This is a genomic window from Millisia brevis NBRC 105863 (genome assembly GCF_001552615.1).
In the GTDB taxonomy this organism is placed as follows: domain Bacteria; phylum Actinomycetota; class Actinomycetes; order Mycobacteriales; family Mycobacteriaceae; genus Millisia; species Millisia brevis.
Window position 1 is genome coordinate 21,634 of record NZ_BCRN01000027.1, and the last position, 23,166, is coordinate 44,799.

A 23,166-nucleotide genomic window follows, 5' to 3' on the forward strand; every position below is an offset into this window, starting at 1 on the left:
CTTTGGCTTGCCGCACGTTCGGGAGTCCAGTGGGTTCGTTCTGCTGCCTCTGATCGACTCGATCGGGGCGATTCACATGCCCGGCACATTGGCCAAGCTGGTTCTCGCCGAACTGGACGAACGCGGCGTTTCGGGCCCGGTCGTGGCGCGCACCAAGCCATCCGAGCGACATACGTTCTTCGCCCTGTCCGACAGCGGCCGCGCAACGGACGTCATCAGCCCGCTGGAACGCTTCGGGGTCTCGATCGGCTCCTACGGCAGCGCGGTGATCCTGCCGTCGCGGCTCGAGCGCCTGCCCGATGCGTGGTGCTGGTGGGAACGTCGACCCGAGCGATCGAGCAAGCTGCCGCTGGTATCCGAAGTGGTCGCCGCGGTGCTCACCGTCGCCGACAAGCGCTAGTTCCGAACCGGCGCCGCCACGCGCCGACTCCGCCGCCGCACCGGCCGCGACATCCGGAGCCGCATCGCCGACCGGGCGTGTCGTTCGAACGATCGACACCGACATGGCCGCCTCGTCCATCATCACCACCGTTTCCGTGCCGCCGCTACGGCGACCCCGGAGTATCCGGTTCGCACGACGAACCGAACGCCGGCGGAGGGCACATCGACTACCTGTTCGGGTGATCCTACCGAGCAGTCGTCCGTATCACACCTGATCGAATATTCGCCGATATCACCGTCGGCGGCGTGTCCTGTCGGAAACCGGCCGGCTACCGGTCAGCTCGGATTGGTGACCGGTGCTCCGAAATTGACCGTCACCTGCGTGAATCCCACCTCGCCCAGCAATGCGACCAGCATCGCGTGCGTGTTCTGCTCCGCGCGGGAGACCAGATCGTCGGTACGCGAACCCGCCTCCGCCAGTCGACGCTCCGCCTCGCTGTAGAGCTGTTGCATGTCCAGATCGGACGACACCCCGCTACCGAAGGCGTCCTGTAGGCGCTCGGTCAGGCCGCGATCCCGATCGGCGACATAGCTGCGGTCCAGATCGAGGACCGGTTTGGCCAGTGTGACCCCCGGCAGATTGATCGTCGCCGCGGTCCGGTCGTCGTTGATCTGCACCGAATCCGGGCCGATCGCTCCGAAATCGACCGTGGCATCCACCGTTCCCGCCGCCACGAACAGCACCCGCTCCCCCGCGAGGAAGGATGGCAGGTTGCTGACGTCGACCTGCTGGTCGATCACGAGTTCGTAGTAGCCGGAGGCCGCGTGGTAGGTGCTCAGGTCCTGCAGCGAGAGCATGACCGGGGCGCCGGACTGGTCGACAACCTGCTGTTGAAACGGGTTCGCCCAGTTGACCGACCAGCCGAGGGTGCGGTGCAGCAGCCAGGGGCCGGCGGCGACCAGAGCGACCAGCAACACCACCGCGACCAGCGCCTTCAGCAGTCCCGAACGCTTCGTGGCTCCGCCGGCGGTGGTCGGGGCCGGGGTACCGGGCGCCGGTTCGGACGCGGTGGACCCGCCCGGCGAGGCCGCGGCAGTGGGCGCGGCCGCGGCCGGCTGGGCCGGGACGGTGGGCGCGGACGTGGCGGTGGAGGACGTCGACGACCCCGAGGGCTCGTCGACGTCGGTTATCGGCGTGGTCGCCGGGCCCGAGCCCGGTTCGACGTCGCCCATGGCTTCCTCCTGCCGCATCGCCGTCCGGGGATGCACGCCCCGGCGCTGTCCTCACACAGGATGCCGCATTCCGTACCTTCCCGCCCCCGCATCGACGATCGGAACGTGCGATTGTCACCTGTCGTTCGGTTCGATTCCCCCGACGACCGCGACCACGCCGACGTCAGCGACGCCGAATACCGGCCAATTGCACGACGGCGAAGGCGAGCACCACCATCGCCTGCGCCACCGCCCAGAGCCGTCCCCAGCCGGTGAGGTCGATCAGCCCGCCCGCCGCGACGACGAGCGAGGCGGCCACCCAGGCCAGATTGAGCAGCGCCGCCGCGCGAACGGCGGCAAACGATATCGGCCGCCCGCGACCGATCAAGGCGACCACCAGCGCATATACCGTCAGGAAGGCGCCGATCCCGATCAGAACGGCGGGCGCCGGGCCCAGCAGGCCGGCCAGCAGGGAGGCCCCGGCGAGGTAGGCGACGCCGTTGGCGCCGGTGATCGCGGCGTCGATGTACATCACCGCGACCAGCCGATCCCGCCCGGCGGATCGGCCGGAGGCCGGCGGGGCGGGCTGCTTCGCGGTGCGGGAACGAGGGTCGGTGTTATCGGTGCGAGTAGTCATGGCACCCACGATCGGTCGCGGGGATAGCCGAGTCGATTACGTCCGGGGTAATGGATCGGCGGCCCGGCCACTGCGACCATGGGCGGGTGAGTCCGCTATCGGAAGCCCGTGCCACCACCGACCGTCCCCCGGTCGGCGTCCTGCTGTCTCAGTGGCGTTCGCGGCGCGGGCGCAGTCAGATGCAGGTGGCCCACGCCGCCGGTATCTCGCCCCGCCACCTCAGCTTCGTCGAGACGGGACGCTCGCAGGCGAGTGTGGCGACGATCGAGCGCCTCGCGGAGAGTCTCGACCTCCCCCTGCGCGACCGCAATGCGCTGCTGATCGCGGCCGGCCATGCGCCGCGCTATGCGCAGTCACCCATATCCTCGGATCAGCTTGCGGGACTGCACCGATCGCTCGAGACCCTCGTCCACGCGCATATGCCGTTCCCGGCCGTGGTGATCGATCGCTACGGCGACGTGCTGCTGACCAACACGGCGATGGATCTGCTCTTCTCGCCGCTACCGGTCGCGCTGCGCGATCCGATCAATGTCTTTCGCGCCGTGCTGCATCCGGACGGGCTCGGCGACGTGATCGAGAATCGCACCCAGTGGGCGGTCGCCCTGCAACGCCGGCTGCGCGAGGCGGTCGCCACCACGGCCGATCCGCTCCTGGCCGATCTGCTCGACGAGATCGCCGACTACCCGATCTGTCGCGAGACACGGACGACCGCCGAGCCGCCCACCCCGCAGCCGGTGCTGCCGCTGACGGTCCGTCTCGGCGACCAACGACTGACCTTCGCCGGATTGATCGCCGTGCTCGACGAGCCGCGCGACGTCACCGCCGCCGAACTGATGTTGGAGACCTTCGTCCCGCTCGACGAGGCGACCCGGATGGTGCTCGAGGCCCTCGCAGGTGGGACGTCAGCGCAGTAGGTGCGGTCCGCCGACCAGGACGTCGAGCTCCGCCTCGCGGTCGAGCCCGAGGGTGGCCAGGAGGTCCTCGAACAATTCGAACCAGACCCGATGGCAGGAATCGACATCGGTGCGATCGACCCGGGTGACATCACCCGCGCGAACCGCCGCCAAGGCGTCGGCGAAGCGCAGGTCGTAGCCGCGGAACCGGCCGAGAACGCCCCCCAGGGCCTCCACGGCGGGCGGCAGTGCACTGTTGATGCCCGCCAGCTCCAGCAGCACGGCCGCATCCCATTCGACGTCCGTGTGATCGTTGATCGCAAACGGGTCGCCGAGGATCGGACGCAGCTGCCAGTCCGTGCAGGCGCGGGTCAGGATGCGGTTGAGCGGAACCAACTCGCGGTAGACCTCGGCCACCATGTCCTCGGCACCGACGGCCTCGAGTTCCTCGGCGAGCGCCCGCAGGTTCTCCTCGCGGCCCGCGGCGGTCAACGACCAGCCGTGGACACCGGGGATCGGCTGCGGGGTCACCAGGTCGTGATGGGCGGCATCGGAGATGACGTCCGCCACTTCGACCGGATCGAGGTCGTAACGGCGGGCAACACCCATCGCGTCCACCGACCCCGAGAGCCATATCGCCTGCAGCACAAGAACTTCGATCGACGACTGCGGCAACGCGCGAATCATCCGAGTACCCCCTCCTCCACGCCGACCTCCGAACAACATACCGGCTCGACCCGCGGATCCCGGTACCGGATCGCCCAAAAGGAGCTGTTTCAACCGATCCGTTCGACCGACACGCCAAAAACCGGTGACAGGCAGGTTCCGGGGCGGGCCTCTCAGGCGACGGGCGTGCGGCGCACCCGGTAGTGAACATGCGTGGTCAGCGAGGTGGGACGCACATCGAGCTGCTCGAGTTCGATCGGCGGCAGGCCGTCGAACAGGCGCACCCCGACGCCCAGAGCCACCGGGGCGATCTGCAGGCGAAGTTCGTCGATCGCACCGGCGGCCAGGTAGGCGTTGACCGTCGTCGGGCCGCCGGCGATGTGCACCTCCCGATCGCCGGCCGCGGCGCGGGCACGCTCGAGCGCGACATCGATTCCCTCCGTGACGAAGTGGAACGTTGTTCCACCCGCCATGGTCAGCGATTCGCGCGGGTGATGGGTCAGCACGAAGACCGGGGCGTGATAGGGCGGCTCGGGACCCCACCAGCCATTCCAGTCCCCGGACCACTCCCCCCGGATCGGCCCGAACATATTGCGGCCCATCACGAAGGCGCCGGCATCGATCAAAGCGGCCATCTCGGCCCGGTTCTCGTCCGGGGCCTCGAACATCCAGCGGTGCAGGATCCCCTCCGGGATGTCGCCGAAGGGGCGTTCCTCGGTCTGATTGTGGCCGGCTCCGATGCCGTCCAGGGAGACGGACATCGTCGCGACTACGGGTGGCACGATTGCTCCTCCTCGATCGCCGCGGATCCTGCGCTGCACGCGGCCGATCCGGACGGTACCCGCGCCGCCGGGCGGGGGCGGCGATCATTCGTCATCGATCGTCGGGAATGCATCCCGCGGACCTCCGGTTGGGCCGTAGGTGAACCTCGAGGTTGTGCTCCCCGACGAATCACCCGATATGCCGGCCGCCACGCTCGGTGCGCTCGCCCGGACAGCCGAGCGACTCGGGTACCACACCGCGTGGTTGCCGGACCACATCCTGCCGCCGGAGGCATATGGGCCGGTCTTCGGCGGGGTCTACGAACCGCTGGTGACCATCGGCTTCCTCGCCGCCGTCACCGAGCGGCTGCGGTTCGGCACGTCCGTCCTGGTGGCGCCGCTGCGCAATCCCTTCGTCCTGGCCAAGCAGGTGGCGACCCTGGCCCGGCTGTCCGGGGACCGCGTCACCCTCGGCCTCGGGGTCGGGTGGAATCGGCCGGAGTTCGAGGCGGTCGGGGCGCACTACGGCCGTCGGGGCGAGATCACCGATCACACGCTCGAACTGCTCGCCCATCTGTTCTCCGGTTCCGCGGCGCCGTACCGCGGGCCGGGCTTCGGCTACGACCGCGGCGTCTTCGAACCGGTACCCGCGGCGGTACCGATCATGATCGGCGGCAACAGTCCGGCCGCGCTGCGACGCGCGGCCCGCTGGGCAGACAGCTGGCAGGCGGTCTCGCTGACGCCCGCCGAGTTCGCCGAGCGGGCCGCGCCGCTCGCCGCCGGCGCGCGCCCGGTCGTCCCGACCGTCCGGATCGGTTGGCCCGAGGGCGCTTCCGCGGACGATGTCGCCGATACCGCGCGGTCCTATACCGCGGTCGGCGCCCGCCGGGTCGCCGTGCACTTCGGACCGTACGAGCGCTACGACGAACGGATGGCCGCGCTCGCACGCATCCTGGTCGACCACGGGGCGGTCTCCGGATAGCGGTTCAGGCCCACAGGACAACCAGCGTCGCCGCCAGGAAGACCGCCTGGATCGCCGTTCGCAGCGGCAACGGGGTATGCGGCGCATCCGGGTGGCGACGCTCGCCGGCGGCAAAGACGTTGGCGGGGAACATCGCCACCAGCATCAGGGCCAGACCGATCGCCGCGGCCGGCCGGATGCCGGGCACCACATCGGGCGGTACGAGCAGACCGATCGCCCCGGCGAGTTCCAGGACTCCGGTGATCGTGACCGCGAGCGCCGGGCGGGGAACCGCCGGCGGCACGATCGCGATCAGACCGGCCCGTCGGGGCTGCACGAAGTGGGCGGACGACGTCATCACGAACATCGCCGCGAGCCCCACGGCCACCGACTCGGCCACCGTATCGACGTAGCCCACGCCGAACAGGCCGATCACCCGGGCCACCAGCGTGACCACCACCAGAACCACCAGCGGTGCCATGACATCTCCAATCTAGTCAGTGACTAGATTGGCCGCGGAGTCGCGCCCCTGTCAAGGGCGGCGGCTATTGTTGGGCAATGGCCTCCTATCACCACGGAGATCTGCGGGCACAGGTACTGAGCAGCGCCGCGGAACTCATCGGCGCGGACGGCCCCGATGCCCTCTCGATGCGAGATCTCGCCCGTCGCGCCGGGGTATCACACGGCGCACCCGCCCACCACTTCGGCGGCCGCAATGGGCTCTTCACCGCCCTGGCCGCGGAAGGCTTCACCCTGCTCGCGGACGCGCTGACCGAATCGGTTGTCGCGGAACGCTTCGACCGCACCGCCGTCGCCTATGTGCGGTTCGCCATGAGCCATCCCGGCCACTACGCGGTGATGTTCCGCGCCGATCTGCTGCGGCCGAATCACCTCGCCCTCGACGCCGAACGGAACCGGGCCGGGGATCTCCTCGCTGCGGGCATGGGAACGATTCCCCAAGAGCGCCTGACGATCTCACGTGAGGACGGCAGGCGGATCGCCTGGTCGATGGTGCACGGCGTCGCCTCGCTGTGCCTGAGCGGAGCGCTGCCCGACGTCGACCCGGAGACGCTGACGCTCGCCGGCGCCCATCAACTCTTCGGCGTCCGGCCCGATACCCGGACCGATCCCGATGCCCGGACCGGCGCCGCCGGCGAGCGGTAGACCCGCAGGGCGACGCCGACCCGAGCACCGGTCGGCCGAGACGTTCAGTAGTACATGTAGGTCGGAAGCAGGCCGGAGCCGGACGGATTCGGAACCGTGATCAACGCGCCCGCTCCACATCCCACGCTGTTGGCGACGCGGGCGACGTCGTGGACGCTGCCGTAGTTGCCCATCCAGCGCCACTGGGGCCGGTAGTTGGCGGCGACGACCCGCTGCCCGAGTTCGATCCCCTCCTCCGCCGTCAGATTCTGCTCCGGGCCGATCTGATCGAGTGTGTTGGTCATGACATCCTCCGGTCGCTGTCGATGCATCGACGCGTTGTCGATGCACGCGACGCTACGAGCGCGGCAGCGGGGGAACACGCGTAGTGACTACCCGGATTCGGCGTCGATAGACGCGCGCGTCAGACAGGTAGGCCCGTCGCCCAGCGGAACCGGGGCGTTCAGTTCTTCGGGTAGGAGTAGAACCCCTCGCCGGAGGCCATACCGAGCTTGCCCTTGTCGATGTAGGTCTCCTTGAGCCACGCGGCCAGTTCGTGGTCCTTCGGATCCTCGCTGTGCGACAGGATGTTGTACGGGGTCTCCAGGCCGATCACGTCGTAGATCTGGAAGGGGCCGATCGGCGCGCCGGTCGCGATCTTCCACACCTTGTCGACGTCAGCCGGCTCCGCGTAGCCGCCCTCGGCCAGCACGGCCGCGGCGTTGAGCAGCGGGACCAGCAAGGAGTTGAGGACGTAACCGGCCTTCTCCTTGCGCACCGGGATCGGGACCATGCCGATCTCGCCGGCGAAGGCCAGCACGGTGTCGAAGACGGCCGGATCGGTATCGGCGGTCCCCATCACCTCGCCGGTGTTGAACTGCCACACCCGATTGGCGAAGTGCAGCGCCAGGAAGCGTTCCGGGCGGCCGGTGAAATCCTTGAGATCGCTGGGCAGCAGGGTCGAGGAGTTGGTCGCGAAGATCGTCTTCTCCGGCGCCACGGCGGCAAGCTTCTCGTAGGTCTGCTGCTTGAGCGTCAGCACCTCCGGGATCGCCTCGATCACCAGATCGGCGTCGGCGACAGCCTTTTCGAGATCGGAGAAGTAGGAGATGCGGGTGAGCGCCTGCTGCGCCTTGCCGCCGGCCGCGCCCGGCACCTCCTGCTCGTAGATTCCGGCCAGCTCGGCGAAGCGCGCCCGCGCCTTCTCGAGGATCTCGTCGCTGATGTCGTAGGCCGCCACCTCGAATCCGCTGTAGGCGGTCTGGAAGGCGATCTGGGAACCGAGGACGCCGGTCCCCAGCACGGTCACATGTTCGATGTCGGTCATCTCTGCTGTTCCTCTCGATGTCCGGGCACGGGCGCGGTGCGCGCCCGGTGCCCGACGGGGTTCATGTCGCCGGTGCGGTATCCGAATGTGTTGTTTGCGTGAGGAATCCGAGGACGATCTGGCGGGCCTGGACGCGCATGTCGGCACAGGGATCGGAGTCGGGGTGCAGCCCCGAGGTGAAGCGGGCGATCGCCAGGTGCAACGCGGCGAATACCGACAGGCTCGCCGCTCGCGCCGCCTCGTCGACCGATGGATGGTCCACCGCCGCGGCCGTCAGGCGAAGGGCGATCGACTGTTCGAGCCGCAGCACGAGCGCCATCCCCTCGTTCCGGTACGTCTCACCGACCGGCCCGAACATCAGTTCACGCTGGTAGGCGGCCGCGTTCTCCGGGTGCCGGCGCGCCCGCTCCATCGTCGGCGCGATCAGCGCGTCGATCTGCGCGTAGGGGCCCGCCGCGGACTCGGCGAGCCGTTCGCCGTCGTCGAGGGCCGCGCGGAACTCCCGGTTGTAGATCATCAGCAGGAGTTCGCCTTTCGAGGCGGCATAGCGAAAGAGCGTCCCGGCGCCGATGTCCGCCCGCTCGGCGATCTCCTGCGTCGTCACCGCGCCGAAACCGCGCTCGGCGAACAGTTCGGATGCCGCTTCGAAGATACGTTCCTGCTTGCGCAGGGCGTTGCGGTCCCGTCGGCCCAATCCGACCTCCGACACCTCGCCCACCGTCACTCCTCACATTCGGAACACACTCATTAATGAGCGTAGTCCGTATTTGGGGTGACGCAAGCGTCCCACCGTCGGCGATCCGCCGGGTAGGGGGAATCGGATCAGGCGAACCCGTCGGGTTCCGGCGTCGCCGGGAGGCCGTCCACCCGATATCGGTGGGGCTCGATCATGCCGTCGCGTTCCATCGCGAAGAAGTCGGATGCCGTGACGTGTCCGCCGCACAGCAGGACCTGACCGTCGCGCATCCCCAGCCCGAACGACACCGTCACCGCGATACCGCCGTGCGTGGTCGCATGCACCGGCTCGGTCCACGGCCGGTCCACCGCACGTCGGGTCGGCGGGATCGCCGCGGCGGACGCGGGAATCCGCGTCAACCGGCAGGCGATCCTGAAGGCGTAGTCACCGTCCCGATATCCATCGAGCCGCCTGCGCCAGAAGCCCATTCCCTCTCCTCACAGCCCGACCCGAGACACCGCTGCTATCCGCATGCACCTTCTCGGACGAGTCACGCGCTCATCGATGAGCAACCACCACCGCGAGCGGAAGGAGGACGATCCGGTGCTCGGCCGCCGGCTACGGACAAGCCGGACGGCTGCACGTCAGCTCATTCGATCACGGGTGTGACCTGCTTCTCCATCAGGAAGCCCCCGAGCCGCACATCAAGATCGACAGGCTGGAGTAAAGGCATGTTTTACTTGCAACTCAAGGCGGGCGAGCGGCCTCGGCCGGGATCATGCGAACGATCGGAGCGTCGTGGCGGACGGTGCACAGTCGGCACGCGACCGGCTGCTGTCCGCCGGGCGCGAGATCCTCGCGAAGGGCGAGGCGGATCTTCTCGCGGGCGGTCTCACCATCGATCAGGTGTCCCGGCGGGCGGGCGTGTCGACGCAGACGTTCCACAACACCTTTCCCCGGCGCAACGGAGTCGGCAGCAAGGCCCGATATCTCGACGAACTGACCCGCACCCTCCTGGCCGATGCCGCATCCGTGGCCGCCGCACCCGATCCGTCGGACCAGGAGGCGCCCCCGCCGGATGGCGATCCCCGCAAGCTGATCCGCGAGGCGAGCCGCCGGGAGTACCTGCGCCTGAGCGGCGACCAGGCTCTGCAATTGCGTCTGGTCGCGAGCGCGCTGCTCGCGTCGGACCGCACCGTGGCCGCCGCCGTCCGCCGACAGTACGCCGACCACGGCACCGCGGTCCGGGCGAGCTACGACGAGACCTTCCAGCAGTGGGGCGCCGTGCTGCGTCGGCCGTTCACCGTCGAGAGCCTGGCGGTGGTCGTCACTGCTCTGGCCGAGGGTCTGGTGCTGCGGTCGCGTTTCGATCCGGATGCGGTACCCGAGGAACTGTTCGGCGAGGCCGTGCTGGCGCTGATGGCGTCGGTTGTCGACATCGAGGACCGCCACGCCCACATCGACGACGTGATCGCCCCGGTGGCGGGCGAGGTCATGCGCGACTTCCAGCTGTCGCAGCCCCGCCCCCTGCCGGAGGACCCGGAGCAGGCGATCATCGACGCGGCTTCGGCGGAGTTCGCCGGCCGCGGATACGCCAACACCCGCATCACCGACATCGCCCTGTCAGCGGGGGTGGACCTCCCTACGGTGAAACGGTTGTTCACCTCCAAGGCGCACATCGTGGTCGCGGGCCTGAAGCCGGCATTCGACACCCTGCACCGGCGGGTGACCACCGACCGCAAGCTGCACTCCCCCGTGGTGGTCATCGAGCGCTTCACCGAACGATTCGCGGACATGATCATCACCCATCGCCCCCTCGCCGATGCGATGGCTCTCGTGGCGTCGACCGATACCGCGCAGTCGCCGAGCAATCTGATCCTGATCAAGGACGAGCTGAATTATCCGGGGCTGATCGTGGGGGCCATCGAGGACGGGCAGGCGTCCGGCGAGCTGATCACCACCGGCCCGTCGTCTTTCGATCTGGCGGCAATGGTGGTGAACAACATCATCTTTCGCTGCCTGAGTCGCCGCACCGAGTCGGCGCGGGAGGTCGCCGACGCGGTTGTCGGGGTCGTCGTGCGCGGCATGTCGGTGCGCGGCTGACGGTGCGGCGACCCGCCCCACACGATCGGTATCCACTGCACCACAGCAGCTTCCGTACGGACGGTTCCCGATGATGGGGGTACTGACAGACTCTCCCTCGTGCGGCGGATCGTCCGTAGCGTCGGGGCCATGCCAGTTATCGCGATCGTCGGTGCCGGTCCCGGATTGGGAGCGGCCGTTGCCCGAACCTTCGGACGGGAGGGCTTCGCCGTCGCCCTCCTGGCCCGCAACCCGGAGAAGCTCGCCGCAGTGCGGAAACAGTTGGCGGAGAGCGGCATCACCGCCGAGACCTATGTGACCGATGTGCGCGACGACGCGGCCGTGGCCGCCGCGCTCGACCACGCGGCCGAGGACCTGGGCCCGATCGACGTCCTCCAGTACAGCCCCGTACCGAGCGCCGAACTGCTGAAGCCGGTCCTCGACACGACGGTCGACGATCTGCGCGCCGGGGCGGCCTTCTCGATCCTCGGCCCCGCGGCCGCGGTCGGACAGGTCCTGCCGAGCATGCGTGCCCGCGGCGCCGGAACGATCCTGCTGGTCAACGGGTCGAGCGCGGTCATCCCGAACGGCAGGGTCGGCGGCACCTCGGTGGTCTTCGCCGCGGAGTCCGCGTACGGCCGGCTCCTGCACGGCGCCCTCGAAACCGAAGGAATCCGGGTGCGCCAGTTGATCATTCCCGGCGCGATCGGCGGCGGTGATCCCCGTTTCGATCCCGATACGCTCGCCGCGCACCTCTGGGAGCTGCACACCACATCGGGGTCGCACCGCGTCACCGTCGGCGAGGACACCGAGTGATCCGGTCGGTCGCGACCCTGGCCGTCGTCGCGGTCCTCGGGCTGACGGCGTGCTCGGCCGCGACCGATCCCGCCGGCCCCGGAGGAGCGAACGTAACCCCCATCAGCATCGTGATCGGCGGCCGGACGCTCGACGCCGTCCTGTCGGACAACCCGGCCGCCCGGTCGCTGCTCGACCAGTTGCCGCTGACCCTCGACTTCTCCGACTACGGGGGTCAGGAGGTCCTCGCGCAGCCACCACGTCCGCTCGACATGGACGGCATGCCCGCCGGCGAGAGCGCGCCGTCCGGGACGATCGGCTACTACGCCCCGGACGACGTCGTCGTCCTGTACTACACCGACGTCCCCCGCTTCACCGGCATCGTGCGCCTCGGTCGCATCGATGCCGACCTCTCGCAGCTGAGCGGGTGGAGCGACGCCCGGTCCGTGACGATCGAACGCGTCGAATAGGACCGGGCGCCGCGCGGCTGCGACAGGGTCAGACGGTCAGCAGGACCTTGGTGGCCCGGCGCTCGTCCATCGCCGTATAGCCCTCGGCGGCCTGCTCCAGGGGCAGGCTGAGGTCGAAGACCTTGCCGGGATCGATCGTGCCGTCCCAGATCAGCCCGATCAGTTCCGGCAGGAAACGCCGGACCGGGGCCGCACCGCCGGCCAGGTGGATGCCGGCGCCGAACAGTTCCCGACCCGAGATCGTCTGATCGTGCGAGACGCCGACGAAGCCGACGTGGCCGCCGGGGCGGGTCGAGTCGATCGCCTGGCGCATCGATTCCCCGGTGCCGACCGCCTCGAGCACCGAATGGGCGCCGTAGCCGTCGGTCATCTGCTTGATGATCTCCACGCCCTCGGCGCCGCGCTGCTCGACGATGTCGGTGGCACCGAATTCGCGCGCGAGCGCCTGGCGGGCGGGGTGGCGGCTCATGGCGATGATCCGCTCCGAGCCCAGCTGCTTGGCCGCCAGGACGCCGCACAGCCCCACCGCGCCGTCGCCGACGACCACCGCGGTGCGGCCCGGTCCCGCGTTGGCGGCGACCGCGGCGAACCAGCCGGTGCCCAGGACGTCGGAGGCAGCCAGCAGGGACGGGATCATGGCCGGGTCGGGCGTGCCCGGGGTGGCGACCAGGGTGCCATCGGCCAACGGGATGCGCGCGTACTGGGCCTGGGTGCCGATCAGACCCATCAGGGTGCGGTGGCGGCAGTACGACTGGAATCCGGCCAGGCAGATCTCACAGGTGTTGTCCGAACTCCAGAAGGAGCCGACCACGAAGTCGCCGACCTTCAGGGTGCGGACCTCGGAGCCGATCTCCTCGACCACCCCGACGTATTCGTGACCCATCACCTGGTGGTCGACCGGGTCCGCCCCGCGGTAGGGCCACAGGTCGGACCCGCAGATACAGGTGGCGGCGATCCGGATGATCGCGTCGGTCGGTTCGATGATCGTCGGGTCCGGCCGATCCTCGACCCGCACGTCCCCCGCGCCGTACATGACCACTCCACGCATGCGTCACTCCTCATTGACCGGGTCGGCCGTGGCCGACGGTTGATCGGGCTGATCGGGTCGGCGGTGGCCGACCGGCGGCTCGGGCGCCGTCGGCCTCCATTCGACCCCATCGGCGCCGGGCGCGGGAGGCTCGGCCGGTACCCCTCTCGCGGCGGCCTTCGGACGGCCTTCGATGCGGCTAACCGAGGACGCCGGCGAGCACGTCGACGACCATGCCAACCCCGAACAGCACCAGCACGGTCCCTGCGACCTTGGTGATCCAGGGCAAGAGGCGGCCGAACCGGGCCCGCGCGGTCTCGGAACCGAGAATCCTCGCAATGAACAGATCCCAGGCGAGCACGACGGCGAACATCCAGATGCCGTAGAGCGCGAGGACCCGGGGGCCCACATCGGTCAGCGCGGCGGCGAGGCTGACGTAGAACAGCGCGTTCTTCGGGTTGAGCGCACCGGAGGCGAAGCCGGTGATGACGTTTCCGAACCATCCGCGCGACGGCGTCGTCCTCGGCTCCTCGTGCGACAACCGGCCGACGCTGCGCAGGAAGAGCACGCCGAGGTAGGTCAGGAACACTCCCCCGGCCGCCTGGATCACCCGCAGGACCGTCGAATCGGAGATCAGCGCGATCCCGGAGAACGCCAAGGCGATGAACATCCCGTTGGCGGCGGCGATGCCGAGGCATACACCGGTCGCGCGGCGCCATCCGTCGACCGTGGCGGTCCGAACGATGAGGAAGAAGTCGACGCCCGGGATCAGCAGGGCTACCGCGTGGGCGGCGGCTACCGCAAGAAACTGCTCCATGACTCCCCGACACGTCGACCGCTGATGGAGCCTGCAGCATCGCGCGCCGAATCCGCCGGTGTCTTGGACGATATTGCGGTATCGGACGATCTCGCGGCGGGTCTCCCGCTACGGTCGGCCCAGCGCGGCGTCGAGACGGGCGACCAGGGTCAGCAGGATCGTCCATTCACGTACGTCGGTGCCGTCCCATCCCGCCGAGGCGTAGAGCATCAGCCGATCGCCGACAAGTTCGGCATCGAGGTCGATCGGGCACGACTGCAGTTCGACGACCAGCCCGGGGTGGAGGATCCGCCGGACTGCCGCCTCCTGCCCGCGCTCGGTGTAGAGCCGCCACCCCGGGCCGAGATCGCTGCGCTGCCACCGCTGTAGCGCCCTCGGCAACCGGGTGCGGGATCCGACGGCATGCGAACGGGTCAACACCGCCGGGGGTGCGACGCCGACGAGCCGAAGCGACAGGTATCCGCGGATGACGACGGTCTCCGAATCCTCCCGGTATCGGTGCGTGCCGATTTCCGTCGGCCGGGGGCGGTTCAGGCGGACGATATCGGTCGTCTCCGGGTCGTACCCTTGCGAGCCGAGCAGTCCGGGCAGGGGCCGATCGCGAATCGCCGGGTGGTACGTCCACCTATTGGCCAGGGCGAGTCTCGCCATCCGATACCAGCGTTCCGGTGCGCGGTCCCGGGCTCGGCGCGACGATCGTGCAATCGCGCCCGCGATCGCGATCAGCACGCCCACGATGATCAGATTGCCCAGAGCGGCCATGACCGAGCCGCCGGTGAGGACCGTGATCACCAGGATGAACGCGAACAGTCCGCCGAACGCGATCGCAAGAACGAGGCCGAGACTGCGCACGATCTGATCGACGGTCGTGCCGGTGGATGTGAACGCGTAGGGAACCATGCCCGAAGCGCGCAGCTGATTTTCGTAGCCCTGGACGGCGCCGGGTGAGACGCGTTCGGTCAGCGGCGTCGCGTCGAAGCCCCCGGGAACCGCATGTGGCGTCATCGCGTCCGGACGCTAGCGGCCCGCGATGGCGCGCCGGTGAACGCCATCCGACCGGTGGGCCGGTCTCCCGGTGGCCGATCCGCGGTGCGTCAGGTGCGGTATGCGCCGGGTGCCGCCGCCACGTGTGCGCGGAAGACCCGGTGGAAGTGGCTCTGATCGACGAAACCCAGGGCGTGCGCGGTATCGACCACCGAGTATCCGGCCCGCAGCATGGTGCGCGCCCGGCCGACGCGCTGGTTGTGCCGCCAGGCCAGCGGGGAGAGCCCGGTGGACCGCTTCATCGTACGGATCAGTTGGTATTTGCTCATGCCGGCGAGCCGCGCGAGGTCATCGAGCGGCGGGTTGGCCGGGTCGTTGCGCAGCCGGTCGAGGACCGGTCCAAGAGCGGCGGGCAACGGCGGTCGTTCGGGCTCAGCGAGGATCGACGCCGCGCCGGCGCAGGCCTCGAGAACCCGACCCAGCGCCGTCTCGACCTGTGCCCGAGTGGCGCCCGTGAAGAGCAGGTCGGTCGCCTCGGCGAACAGCGCGGCGGTTTCGGGGGTGCGGAAGACACCGACACGATCGAGAACGCCGCGCGACGCGGGCGCGGCCACCTCGGACATCCAGTCGTTCACCGCGTGGATCATCCGGTAGCGCCATTGCCCGTGGTCGGGGTTGCAGGCGTGGACGTGGCCGGCGGGGATGACCACCACATCGCCCGGCAGCAGCCGGACGGCGGCGTCACCCGGCCCCCGGAACGTCGACGCGCCCGAGTCGATGAACCCGATCGACACCCGGTCGTGGGTATGCGGCCGGTAGCAGGTGTTCTCCCGGCAGGAGCGTCGCGCCTCGAGCTCGGGAATGTCCTCTCCGTGCCAGAACTCAGTCATCGGCGTCTCCTCCGGTTGTCTCGAAGGCCTTGCGTGCCTGCGCATCCGGTTCCGGCGCTCCGGGCAACCGGGCGATGCCGTCGAGCACGATCCCCAGCCCCACCTCGAACGAGTTTCCGAAGGCGTAGCCGGGGGCCACCACGTGCGCGGCGGCAAATTCGGCCATCCGGGGCGCGGCGGCGAGGTCCATACCGGCGGCGACCCGTTCGGCGTCGGTGTCGAGGTCGACGGCGGCCAGCATCGACTCCTGCAGGGCGAAGCCGTAGACGAAGGCATCGAGGGTCGCATAGGCGTCCGCGACCGCCTGCCAGGTGAAGCCCGCCGTGCGCAGGCAGTCCAGGACCGCTTCGTGGTTGGCGATCGTCGCGGGCCCGGGCTGTGGGCGCGATTCCATGATGCGCAGGGCCCACGGGCGCTCCCGCAGGACCGTGCGCAGCGACCGGCTGCGGCGGGCCAATTCGGCCGACCACGCTCCCCTGGGTGTCGGGGCGTAGACGTCGGCGAAGACGGCGTCGACGAGGCGGTTGAGCAGCTCGTCCTTGTTGGCGACGTGGTGGTAGAGCGCCATCGGCGTGACGCCCATCCGCGTGGCCAGGGTCCGCACGGTCAACGCGTCGAGGCCGACCTCGTCGATCAGCGCGATCGCCCCGTCGATCAGCCGCTCCATGCTCAGCGTATTGCGCGGGGCGCGACCGGACGGTGTGGACACAATCCTCAACCTAGCACTACTGTACGCCGTACAGTTATTTACTGTACGGCGTACAGTATCGGTGCGCCGATGACTTTCGAACCCCGTGGAGTTGAGATGTCGGTTCTGTCGAATACCCGCATGCCCGTCGGGGCGACGCGGTCGAACGCCCGGACGGCGGGCCTCGCCCTGCTGGCGATGGCGGTGCTCGCTCCCCTCGGACTCCTGGTCGCCCTCCCGGCAGGCTGGTTCGGGGCCGCCGCCGCGACCGTCGCGGTGGTGGCGGCGCTCGACATCGTGGTGGCCGTCGCGCTGCTGCCGATCCTGGAGCCGGGCGGAATCCTGTTGGCGCGCATCGCGTGCGCGGCCCGCGCGGTCTATGCGGCAGCCTTCCTGGCGGCGGCCGGGTTCCTTGTCGCCCCGGTCGAACCGGATCGGTTCCAGGCCGCGTGGGATGCGGCGCTGCTGATCTTCGGCGTTCACCTGCTGCTGGTCGGCGTCGCCCTGGTGCGGGCCGGCGCGCCGCGGTGGCTCGCCGCCCTGGTGGGTCTGGCCGGGGTCGGCTACGTGACGGACGCGGTGCTGGTGCTCGCGGGAGTCGACGTGTCGGTCGGCGTGGTCACGTTTGTCGGAGAGGTCGCGCTGTTGGTGTGGTTGTTGGGTTGGGCCGGGCGTGGGAATGCAAGCGGCGAGGAATCATCGCCCGGCGCCCACCGCGGGTCGGGGGTCAGTTGATGATCTGGGCGGTGTGGTCCTCGCGGAGCGCCGCGAGCCGGTCCCGCCACGCCTGGAGGGCCTCGGGGGTGAGCCTGGTCCAGTCGGTGACCTCACGGACGATCCGCAGCGGCTGCGCACTGCGGTACGAGCGGGTGGGGTTGCCGGGAAACTTCTTGTCGGTCACGTTCGGATCGTTCTCGAATGGACCGGTCGGCTCCACCTCGTAGACGTGCGGAGTCCCCTCGACAGCGGCGATCTCGGCTGCCGGCCCGGCACCGTCGGCGAGGGCGGTGAAGTAGATGTGGTTCATGACAACCTCGGGGCGGTAGTTCGACCGGTACCCCGCCGTCAGCAGATCACCGGGCCGCAGTTCGGCTTTCGTGCCGTGAAAGAACGGTCCCTCGTCGAGCGCGTCACTCACCCTAGACATTCCGGGGACGCGGTCGGTGCCCAACCAGGGCCGAGGAAAGTCACCGAGCGGACCAATTGGGGATACTCGCGGCGGTTCGGGCTCACCGCGCTGAGCCCGGCGGACTTCGCCGTGGTCCAAGACGCGATGACCGCCTCGGCAATCCACGAAGTGACCGACGGCTGCAACTCCTCCCCGGCTTCAACCGGCGACGATCGGCTCGAGAAGTTCACGCAATGCCGCGCGCACCTCGTCCGGGTCGAGGCCGCCGTCGTGTCGCAGGATGCGCCATGTCGTGGCGTCGCATACCGCGATGGTCGCCGCGAGCCGTCGGGCATGGACCGCGGGATTCCCCGCTATCCGCCGTGCGAACGTCTCGCGGCACCAGGCCACGTGGTAGCTGCGGGCATGCGCGGCGACCTCGGCAAGACCCTCGATCAGCGGCGCCTCCGCATACACCTTCAGAATGAGAACCCCATAGCGCTCGTAATGCTCGACCAGATCGCGTAGGACGACCTCGACGGGATCATCCGCATGCGCCGTACGGCGAGCGGCGAGAAGCGCGAGCTCCCTCTCGACCAGCGCGACGATCACCCCCGCCTTACCGCCGAACCGTCGCACGATCGTGGGCACGGTGACACCCGCCGTCCGGGCGATCTCCTCGAGCCGGATCCGGTCGACGGGATCCTGCGCGAAGTGCACCAACGCGGCATCGAGAATGCGCGACCCCGTTTCGGCAACGGAGTCGGCCCTTGCGCTCATGCGGTACGGACGCGTATTCATGTAAGTAGAACTTACATGAAATGAGGACGGCAATGGAAGACACCACCGCGGTACCCGCGAGCGACCGATACGAGTCGGGCGCCCGGGCGATGCGAGTGCCGACCCGACTCGGGTCGCTGGGCGTGCAGGTCATCGGCGACGGACCCGACACGGTGCTCTGGTCGTCGATGTTCGTCGACACCGCGAGCTGGGATCGCCTCGTGCCCCTGCTCCCGGGGCGTCGGCTCGTGCTCGTCGACGGACCCGGACTCGGTCGCAGCGACCCGCTTCAGCATCGCTCGACGATCGCCGAAGCCGCCGACGCGGCGGTCGATCTGCTTACGGGCCTGCGCGCCGCAGGCGTGCTGAGCGAGGAAGCTCCCGCGTGGGTGGGCAACGCGTTCGGCGGCCACGTCGGGTTCGAACTCGGCGTGCGGCCCGGCGTTCTCGGCAGCCTCGTCGCGATCAGCGCACCGCCGGAGCCCATCCCGGCCGCGCTTCGTCGACAGATCCGAATGCTGCGGCCGCTGCTGCGACTGCTCGGCCCGATCGGTCCGGTGCGCGCCGCGATCCTGTCCGGAATGATCACCGACGACGCCGCGCGCGATCCCGAGCTGCGCGCGCTCGTCGAGGCATCCCTCGCGCGTCCGACGCGGCGCAGCCTCACCCTGGCGCTCGACTCGTTCATCCTCGCGCGCGTCGACGTCACCGACCACCTGGCCCGCATTCAGGTGCCCGCGCTCTACCTCGCGGGCGACGACCGCGGCGACTGGAGCCCGGAGGATGCCCAGCGCGCGGCAGTGCTCACACCCCGAGCGAGCGCGGTCACGATCGAACGGTCGCGCACTCTTCTGCCCCTCGAGCAGCCGCATGCCGTCGCCGCCGCACTGCACACCTTCTGGGCGAGCCTGGCGTGAAGGATCCGATCCGAACACCCGGCTGTGTGAAGCGGTAAAATCGCTCTATCGTGTCCATGTCATCGCCGGAGTCCCCCCGCCGGCAGCAGTTGCTCGACGCGGCCCTGGAGTTGCTCGAAGATGTGGGGCCCGAAGCGGTCTCCGCGCGTAAGGTCGCCGCGCGAATCAATGCCTCGAGCATGACGGTGTACTCGGCCTTCGGTTCGGTCGGCGGGCTGGTGGCGGCCGTGGTCGAGGTGGGGTTCGATGAGCTGACCCGGGCGATACGGGTGGAGGCGAGCGATGATCCGGTTGCGGATCTGTGGGCTATCTCGTCGGCCTATCGACGCTTCGCCGTGGATCGTCCGCATCTATATCGGGTGATGTACGGTACGGGCGCGTTGGCGGGCTATCAGCGCTCCGGTACCGAACTGTTGCAGGGCAGCCAAGCTTTCGAAGCAACGCGACACGCGATGAGTCGGGCAATCGCGTGTGGCAGACTGCCGGGCCCGTCGTACGAGGCAACTGTCGTGCTGTGGGTGGCTGTGCATGGCTGCGTTACCGTCGAACAGAACGGCTATCTCTCGGCGATGCCGTCCTCGCGGGAACAGGTTCTGGTGCAGAGCTTTCTCGCAACGATCACCGGCCTGGGAGATCAACCCGACCTCGCTCGGCGCTCCGTCGAATCTGTTCCGACGTGTACCGACGAAACACGCAAGCGACACGGCAGCCAATAGTGGACTGCGATCTTCGTGGCTCAGCCGCGAAACGCTTGGTTGAAGATGCCGGGCAATTTGTTCCAGGACGGGTCGGCGGCGAAAGCGGTGAGCCTCGTCGCGATGTCCCCGGCCTTCTTGTTGGTGACGAACCAGGACGGCTTGGGCGTCAGCGCGAACTCGCCGTGACGGACCGAGCGTGGGAACGGTCGGAATGGTCCGCTTATCACCGATCGTTCGACCTCGGAGACGAGGTGGGCGTTGTGCACGATTCCGATGCCCGACCCCACCGCATCGAGCGTGTTGCCCGGATACGCGCCCCACGACAGGGCCGGGACGAGAAAGCCGATCGCCGACCAGACATTGATGCCGATGGTGCCATATCGCAAGTCGGCGATTGCCTCGTCGAATGCGCCTCCCATCGACTTGCGGTCGCCAGGCGCAACGATCACGCCGGCACCCAGGGAGCCGTCGAGCCGGGTATTGGCGAATTCGACTGCGTTGCGCAGAAACACGATGCCGTCCCCCGGCAGGCTGGTGTGACCGAGCACGGGGGCGAAGTACTCGGTGGTGAACAGATCCTGTGAGGTGGATTCGTCAACCTCGATGAGAAGGCCGTTGCTCACCTTGTGGGCATCAGGATAGGAATCGACGGCGGCGGCCAGTTTCGCGTCCGATCCCGGATACCAGACGGGTCGGGCCGGCGCCTGCGCCAATACCTCGCTCAGCACCCTGAGGAAGTCGTCTCTCTGTGGCCAGTCGGCAGACACGATCAAAGCTTGTCCGGCAATGCAATTGTGCCCGCTGTTGTGTAGCCGCTGGGTCGCGACATGTTCGGCCTGGAACTGCAGATCGGCCGCCGACCACTCCCCCGGTACCACGATGATCGGAGAAACGCCGCCCAGTTCACTTGTGATGGGCTTGTCCAGAATGGGTGCGCCGGATGTGTCCGTGGTGGAACCCCAGACGATCAGGTCATGAGTCTTCCCGGAGCCGGTGATGTGCACGTGGGCGATACCGACGTGAGCGGTCAAATAGGAACCTACCTCGGCCCCTCCGTTCACGATACGGAGCAGATCGGCGTGGATCAGAGGAGCGAACGCCTTGGTGTAGGCGTCTGTGAGGGCGGCGAACGTTGGATTGAGCTTCAATACGCTCGCGCGATTGTGCGCGACGAGTTCGTAGAGCACATCCAACGGACCGATCGCGGAGATATTGCCGGCGCCCAATACCAGACCGACGCCGCCATTCTCCCCGACGCGCCTCGCGCCCAATCCTGCTCTCGCCCGAGCATCGTGCTCGCTGACGCCCGGAGAAAGCCATACCTCAGCGGAAAATCCGTGAAACAGATTGTACTCGAACAGATTTCCTGGAAGTACGCGGAACGTTGTGCGGTCGCCCGGTGCTCGCCCGGCTTTCACACCCGCCAGGGGTGACGTGTTGTTGGCGAGCTTGTCGAGCGAGTCCGCTACCGCGGCGTACCCGGCCAATGCCGCATACGGCCCGGACATCCACTCTTCGCCTTCGAGTGATCCTGCCGGGACCCGCTTTGCGGCAATCGCCGCCTGCGCCCAGTCGGCGGCAGCAGACGCGATCGCGGTATGGGTCTGCCGTAGCAGTTCGGCACGTCCGGTGAGGTCGAGGGCGGCCCACGACCGCGCTCCCACGGCGAGTTGCTCGACGGCATCATCCAGTTCGGCGTTCGTCGCGAAGCCGATGCCGTCCGGGGCGGTGCTCACATTCCTGCTCCTGCCGAGAGGGGTCCGCCACTGCCAATGATCAATTGCCAGCGGCTATTGGTCGGTTGCTAGTGGTCGGTGGGTTTTCCCGCGACCGGCGTACCGCGGTACTCGGCCTTGATGCCGTCGAGGCCGCGGTCGACGATATGGTCGAGGAGTTGTTGCCCGCGGCGATCGGCCAGTCGCCGCACCACCCGAGTGCGCGTCACCTGATTGATGATTCTCAGCGCGAACCCCACGCTCTTCATCACGTTCTCGGCGAACGGGTCTCGCGGTACACCCAGGTCACCGGGTACGTCACGCCCGGGCAGGGTCTGCACCATCCGTGGACTCAGAAGCTGACGCACCACGGCACTGTGCAGTCGCCGTGGCAAGACGAATGCTCGCATGGCTGCCGACCCGTCGATGACATCGGCGGTCATTTTCCGGGCCTTGTCGGCACGAGCGTAGAGGAACTGATGCTGACGCTCCTGGAGGCGGAACTGCTCGGCGTGCGTCCGGCCGAGGAGTTGGTTGTTCGCACCTTCGATCCGGGCCACCCAACGCCACATCAGCGCGAACCCGTCAGCCTCCTCCGGTGAAACCACACCACCGAAGTATCGAATGATGTTCACCCGATAGGGACCGAAAATGTGGGCGGTCGACGCCGACGCCACTTGACTGATCGGTATAGCCGTCTCCGCCAGCGGCCACTGACCGCCCCGAATGATGCCCATGCGGATCATCGTGTGCAAGAACCTGATCCGAACCCACTGAACCCACCGCTCCCCGCCGGGCAGCATGCCGTCCACATCGAGCGAGCCGACGAAACCGGTGGCGGTCTCCCAGAAACGGCGCCCATAATCGCCGTTACGCGCCAGCCGCCCGGTCGACCCCATCACCTCGGCCGTAGCGGGATCGATGTAGGTGAACGGCAGACCGCCATGCATGCCGAACAGCATGCCGACCGGGTTTCGCCGCCCCAGGCTCGCTCCCTTGCGCAAAGCGTCGATGTCGAGCCACGACGGCACGGCCTCGACGTCGGCAAAAAAGGCCACCGCCTCGCTCACACCCTCGGCCTCGAGCCTGCGGGCGGTCGCGTAGATATCGCCACCCATCAGCTTGCGCTCGCGCATCAACCCCAGCAAGGCCTCACAGAGTGGGTCACCAACATGGTTCCACGCCTCCACGTCGACCTCATCAGGGTCCACATAAGACTCGGACCCGGGCTCGAGCGCCAGTGCCCGCACCTGATCGATCCGCGCGAGCAGGTCCGGACGGAAGTCGGTCTCGAGCATGACACCGTTATGGTCCATGACACTGTTATACAGCACCGGCACGCTCGGCTGTAGAAAAGTCCGATGATCTCCCGCACCGGCCCACGCCATATGCTCGGCGGAGCGGAACTTGCCAAGGTGATTGAGTTCAGTGGGTGTTACGCGGCGGCCGGGGCTTGACCCCATAGGTTGGACACGCTGAATCCTGGCGGGTTGCCTGAGGTTCCCCTGAAAAAGTGGACACGTCTAGCTTGATTGCCA

At 68.5% G+C, this 23,166-nt stretch carries 28 protein-coding genes; 10 read left to right on the forward strand and 18 right to left on the reverse strand.

Annotation, left to right across the window (positions count from 1 at the left end; genetic code table 11):
- The first annotated feature begins 76 nt into the window (after positions 1–76).
- Entirely contained in the window at positions 77–400 is a 324-nt protein-coding gene (locus MB1_RS23630; RefSeq protein WP_157084342.1) for a hypothetical protein, read from the forward strand.
- Between the two features lie 317 nt (positions 401–717).
- On the opposite strand, the gene MB1_RS23635 is transcribed toward MB1_RS23630, so the two are convergent.
- Both MB1_RS23635 and MB1_RS23640 read right to left on the reverse strand, forming a co-directional pair.
- Positions 718–1,614, reverse strand: a complete 897-nt coding sequence (locus MB1_RS23635) for a DUF4230 domain-containing protein (protein ID WP_066913343.1) — start codon at positions 1,612–1,614, stop codon at positions 718–720.
- 163 nt (positions 1,615–1,777) lie between these two features.
- Positions 1,778–2,230 carry a hypothetical protein gene (locus MB1_RS23640; protein WP_066913344.1) on the reverse strand — a complete coding sequence of 151 codons (453 nt, stop codon included), beginning with the start codon at positions 2,228–2,230 and terminating at the stop codon, positions 1,778–1,780.
- An 86-nt stretch (positions 2,231–2,316) separates the two neighbouring features.
- Here MB1_RS23640 and MB1_RS23645 point away from each other — a divergent pair, with 86 nt between their 5' ends.
- Positions 2,317–3,144, forward strand: a complete 828-nt coding sequence (locus MB1_RS23645) for a helix-turn-helix domain-containing protein (RefSeq protein ID WP_169801727.1) — start codon at positions 2,317–2,319, stop codon at positions 3,142–3,144.
- Here MB1_RS23645 and MB1_RS23650 read toward each other — a convergent pair.
- Both MB1_RS23650 and MB1_RS23655 read right to left on the reverse strand, forming a co-directional pair.
- Positions 3,133–3,810 carry a hypothetical protein gene (locus MB1_RS23650; protein ID WP_066913348.1) on the reverse strand — a complete coding sequence of 226 codons (678 nt, stop codon included), beginning with the start codon at positions 3,808–3,810 and terminating at the stop codon, positions 3,133–3,135. The genes MB1_RS23645 and MB1_RS23650 overlap by 12 nt on opposite strands.
- Before the next feature lie 152 nt (positions 3,811–3,962).
- Positions 3,963–4,571 (reverse strand): dihydrofolate reductase family protein, encoded by a 609-nt coding sequence (locus MB1_RS23655; RefSeq protein ID WP_245650340.1) that lies wholly within the window; start codon positions 4,569–4,571, stop codon positions 3,963–3,965.
- Between the two features lie 139 nt (positions 4,572–4,710).
- On the opposite strand from MB1_RS23655, the gene MB1_RS23660 reads away from it, so the two are divergent.
- Positions 4,711–5,532 carry a TIGR03619 family F420-dependent LLM class oxidoreductase gene (locus MB1_RS23660; protein ID WP_066913352.1) on the forward strand — a complete coding sequence of 274 codons (822 nt, stop codon included), beginning with the start codon at positions 4,711–4,713 and terminating at the stop codon, positions 5,530–5,532.
- Between the two features lie 4 nt (positions 5,533–5,536).
- Here the strand turns inward: MB1_RS23660 and MB1_RS23665 are convergent, their stop codons facing one another.
- Positions 5,537–5,992 carry a DoxX family protein gene (locus tag MB1_RS23665; RefSeq protein ID WP_066913357.1) on the reverse strand — a complete coding sequence of 152 codons (456 nt, stop codon included), beginning with the start codon at positions 5,990–5,992 and terminating at the stop codon, positions 5,537–5,539.
- Between the two features lie 77 nt (positions 5,993–6,069).
- Between MB1_RS23665 and MB1_RS23670 the strand changes: the two genes are divergently transcribed.
- The gene (locus MB1_RS23670; RefSeq protein WP_084352572.1) at positions 6,070–6,675 is read left to right on the forward strand and encodes a TetR/AcrR family transcriptional regulator; all 606 of its coding nucleotides are present in this window, start codon (positions 6,070–6,072) and stop codon (positions 6,673–6,675) included.
- Positions 6,676–6,719: 44 nt separating this feature from the next.
- Here the strand turns inward: MB1_RS23670 and MB1_RS23675 are convergent, their stop codons facing one another.
- The 4 genes from MB1_RS23675 to MB1_RS23690 form a co-directional block, all read right to left on the reverse strand.
- Positions 6,720–6,959 carry a hypothetical protein gene (locus MB1_RS23675; RefSeq protein WP_084352586.1) on the reverse strand — a complete coding sequence of 80 codons (240 nt, stop codon included), beginning with the start codon at positions 6,957–6,959 and terminating at the stop codon, positions 6,720–6,722.
- 158 nt (positions 6,960–7,117) lie between these two features.
- Positions 7,118–7,981, reverse strand: a complete 864-nt coding sequence (locus MB1_RS23680) for a 3-hydroxyacyl-CoA dehydrogenase (RefSeq protein ID WP_066913363.1) — start codon at positions 7,979–7,981, stop codon at positions 7,118–7,120.
- 61 nt (positions 7,982–8,042) lie between these two features.
- Positions 8,043–8,699 (reverse strand): TetR/AcrR family transcriptional regulator, encoded by a 657-nt coding sequence (locus MB1_RS23685; RefSeq protein WP_157084344.1) that lies wholly within the window; start codon positions 8,697–8,699, stop codon positions 8,043–8,045.
- Between the two features lie 104 nt (positions 8,700–8,803).
- The gene (locus MB1_RS23690) at positions 8,804–9,145 is read right to left on the reverse strand and encodes a hypothetical protein (RefSeq protein ID WP_066913365.1); all 342 of its coding nucleotides are present in this window, start codon (positions 9,143–9,145) and stop codon (positions 8,804–8,806) included.
- A 310-nt stretch (positions 9,146–9,455) separates the two neighbouring features.
- On the opposite strand from MB1_RS23690, the gene MB1_RS26705 reads away from it, so the two are divergent.
- The 3 genes from MB1_RS26705 to MB1_RS23705 all read left to right on the forward strand — a co-directional run bounded on the left by MB1_RS26705 (position 9,456) and on the right by MB1_RS23705 (position 12,004).
- Positions 9,456–10,760, forward strand: coding sequence for a TetR/AcrR family transcriptional regulator (locus MB1_RS26705; protein ID WP_066913367.1), 1,305 nt, complete (start codon positions 9,456–9,458; stop codon positions 10,758–10,760).
- A gap of 129 nt (positions 10,761–10,889) precedes the next feature.
- Complete coding sequence (locus tag MB1_RS23700) at positions 10,890–11,555, forward strand: SDR family NAD(P)-dependent oxidoreductase (RefSeq protein WP_066913370.1); 666 nt, start codon at positions 10,890–10,892, stop codon at positions 11,553–11,555.
- Positions 11,552–12,004, forward strand: coding sequence for a cyclophilin-like fold protein (locus MB1_RS23705; protein ID WP_066913371.1), 453 nt, complete (start codon positions 11,552–11,554; stop codon positions 12,002–12,004). Before MB1_RS23700 ends, MB1_RS23705 begins: the two co-directional genes overlap by 4 nt.
- Before the next feature lie 28 nt (positions 12,005–12,032).
- On the opposite strand, the gene MB1_RS23710 is transcribed toward MB1_RS23705, so the two are convergent.
- From MB1_RS23710 to MB1_RS23730, 5 genes are all read right to left on the reverse strand, one after another.
- Complete coding sequence (locus tag MB1_RS23710; protein ID WP_066913372.1) at positions 12,033–13,052, reverse strand: zinc-dependent alcohol dehydrogenase family protein; 1,020 nt, start codon at positions 13,050–13,052, stop codon at positions 12,033–12,035.
- A 178-nt stretch (positions 13,053–13,230) separates the two neighbouring features.
- Positions 13,231–13,848: a LysE family translocator gene (locus tag MB1_RS23715; protein ID WP_066913374.1), complete on the reverse strand. Its 618-nt coding sequence runs from the start codon at positions 13,846–13,848 to the stop codon at positions 13,231–13,233.
- A gap of 108 nt (positions 13,849–13,956) precedes the next feature.
- Entirely contained in the window at positions 13,957–14,853 is an 897-nt protein-coding gene (locus MB1_RS23720) for a hypothetical protein (protein ID WP_066913376.1), read from the reverse strand.
- An 89-nt stretch (positions 14,854–14,942) separates the two neighbouring features.
- On the reverse strand, positions 14,943–15,722 hold the full coding sequence (locus tag MB1_RS23725; RefSeq protein ID WP_066913378.1) for a helix-turn-helix transcriptional regulator: 780 nt from the start codon (positions 15,720–15,722) through the stop codon (positions 14,943–14,945).
- Complete coding sequence (locus MB1_RS23730) at positions 15,715–16,431, reverse strand: TetR/AcrR family transcriptional regulator (protein ID WP_218000308.1); 717 nt, start codon at positions 16,429–16,431, stop codon at positions 15,715–15,717. The genes MB1_RS23725 and MB1_RS23730 overlap by 8 nt, the downstream gene beginning before the upstream one ends.
- Positions 16,432–16,527: 96 nt before the next feature.
- On the opposite strand from MB1_RS23730, the gene MB1_RS23735 reads away from it, so the two are divergent.
- Positions 16,528–17,145: a DUF4386 family protein gene (locus MB1_RS23735; protein ID WP_218000309.1), complete on the forward strand. Its 618-nt coding sequence runs from the start codon at positions 16,528–16,530 to the stop codon at positions 17,143–17,145.
- Here the strand turns inward: MB1_RS23735 and arr are convergent.
- Positions 17,138–17,548 carry an NAD(+)--rifampin ADP-ribosyltransferase gene (gene arr, locus MB1_RS23740; RefSeq protein WP_066913380.1) on the reverse strand — a complete coding sequence of 137 codons (411 nt, stop codon included), beginning with the start codon at positions 17,546–17,548 and terminating at the stop codon, positions 17,138–17,140. The two genes, MB1_RS23735 and arr, sit on opposite strands and share 8 nt — an antisense overlap.
- Before the next feature lie 189 nt (positions 17,549–17,737).
- Positions 17,738–18,298: a TetR/AcrR family transcriptional regulator gene (locus MB1_RS23745; RefSeq protein ID WP_169801728.1), complete on the reverse strand. Its 561-nt coding sequence runs from the start codon at positions 18,296–18,298 to the stop codon at positions 17,738–17,740.
- A gap of 53 nt (positions 18,299–18,351) precedes the next feature.
- Here MB1_RS23745 and MB1_RS23750 point away from each other — a divergent pair, with 53 nt between their 5' ends.
- A complete protein-coding gene (locus tag MB1_RS23750) occupies positions 18,352–19,215 on the forward strand; it encodes an alpha/beta fold hydrolase (RefSeq protein ID WP_169801729.1) in 864 nt (287 codons plus the stop codon).
- Between the two features lie 56 nt (positions 19,216–19,271).
- Positions 19,272–19,931: a TetR/AcrR family transcriptional regulator gene (locus MB1_RS23755; protein WP_084352581.1), complete on the forward strand. Its 660-nt coding sequence runs from the start codon at positions 19,272–19,274 to the stop codon at positions 19,929–19,931.
- A gap of 20 nt (positions 19,932–19,951) precedes the next feature.
- Here the strand turns inward: MB1_RS23755 and MB1_RS23760 are convergent, their stop codons facing one another.
- The gene (locus MB1_RS23760) at positions 19,952–21,649 is read right to left on the reverse strand and encodes an aldehyde dehydrogenase family protein (RefSeq protein ID WP_066913387.1); all 1,698 of its coding nucleotides are present in this window, start codon (positions 21,647–21,649) and stop codon (positions 19,952–19,954) included.
- A 68-nt stretch (positions 21,650–21,717) separates the two neighbouring features.
- On the reverse strand, positions 21,718–22,926 hold the full coding sequence (locus MB1_RS23765) for an oxygenase MpaB family protein (protein WP_157084348.1): 1,209 nt from the start codon (positions 22,924–22,926) through the stop codon (positions 21,718–21,720).
- Between the last annotated feature and the right edge of the window lie 240 nt (positions 22,927–23,166).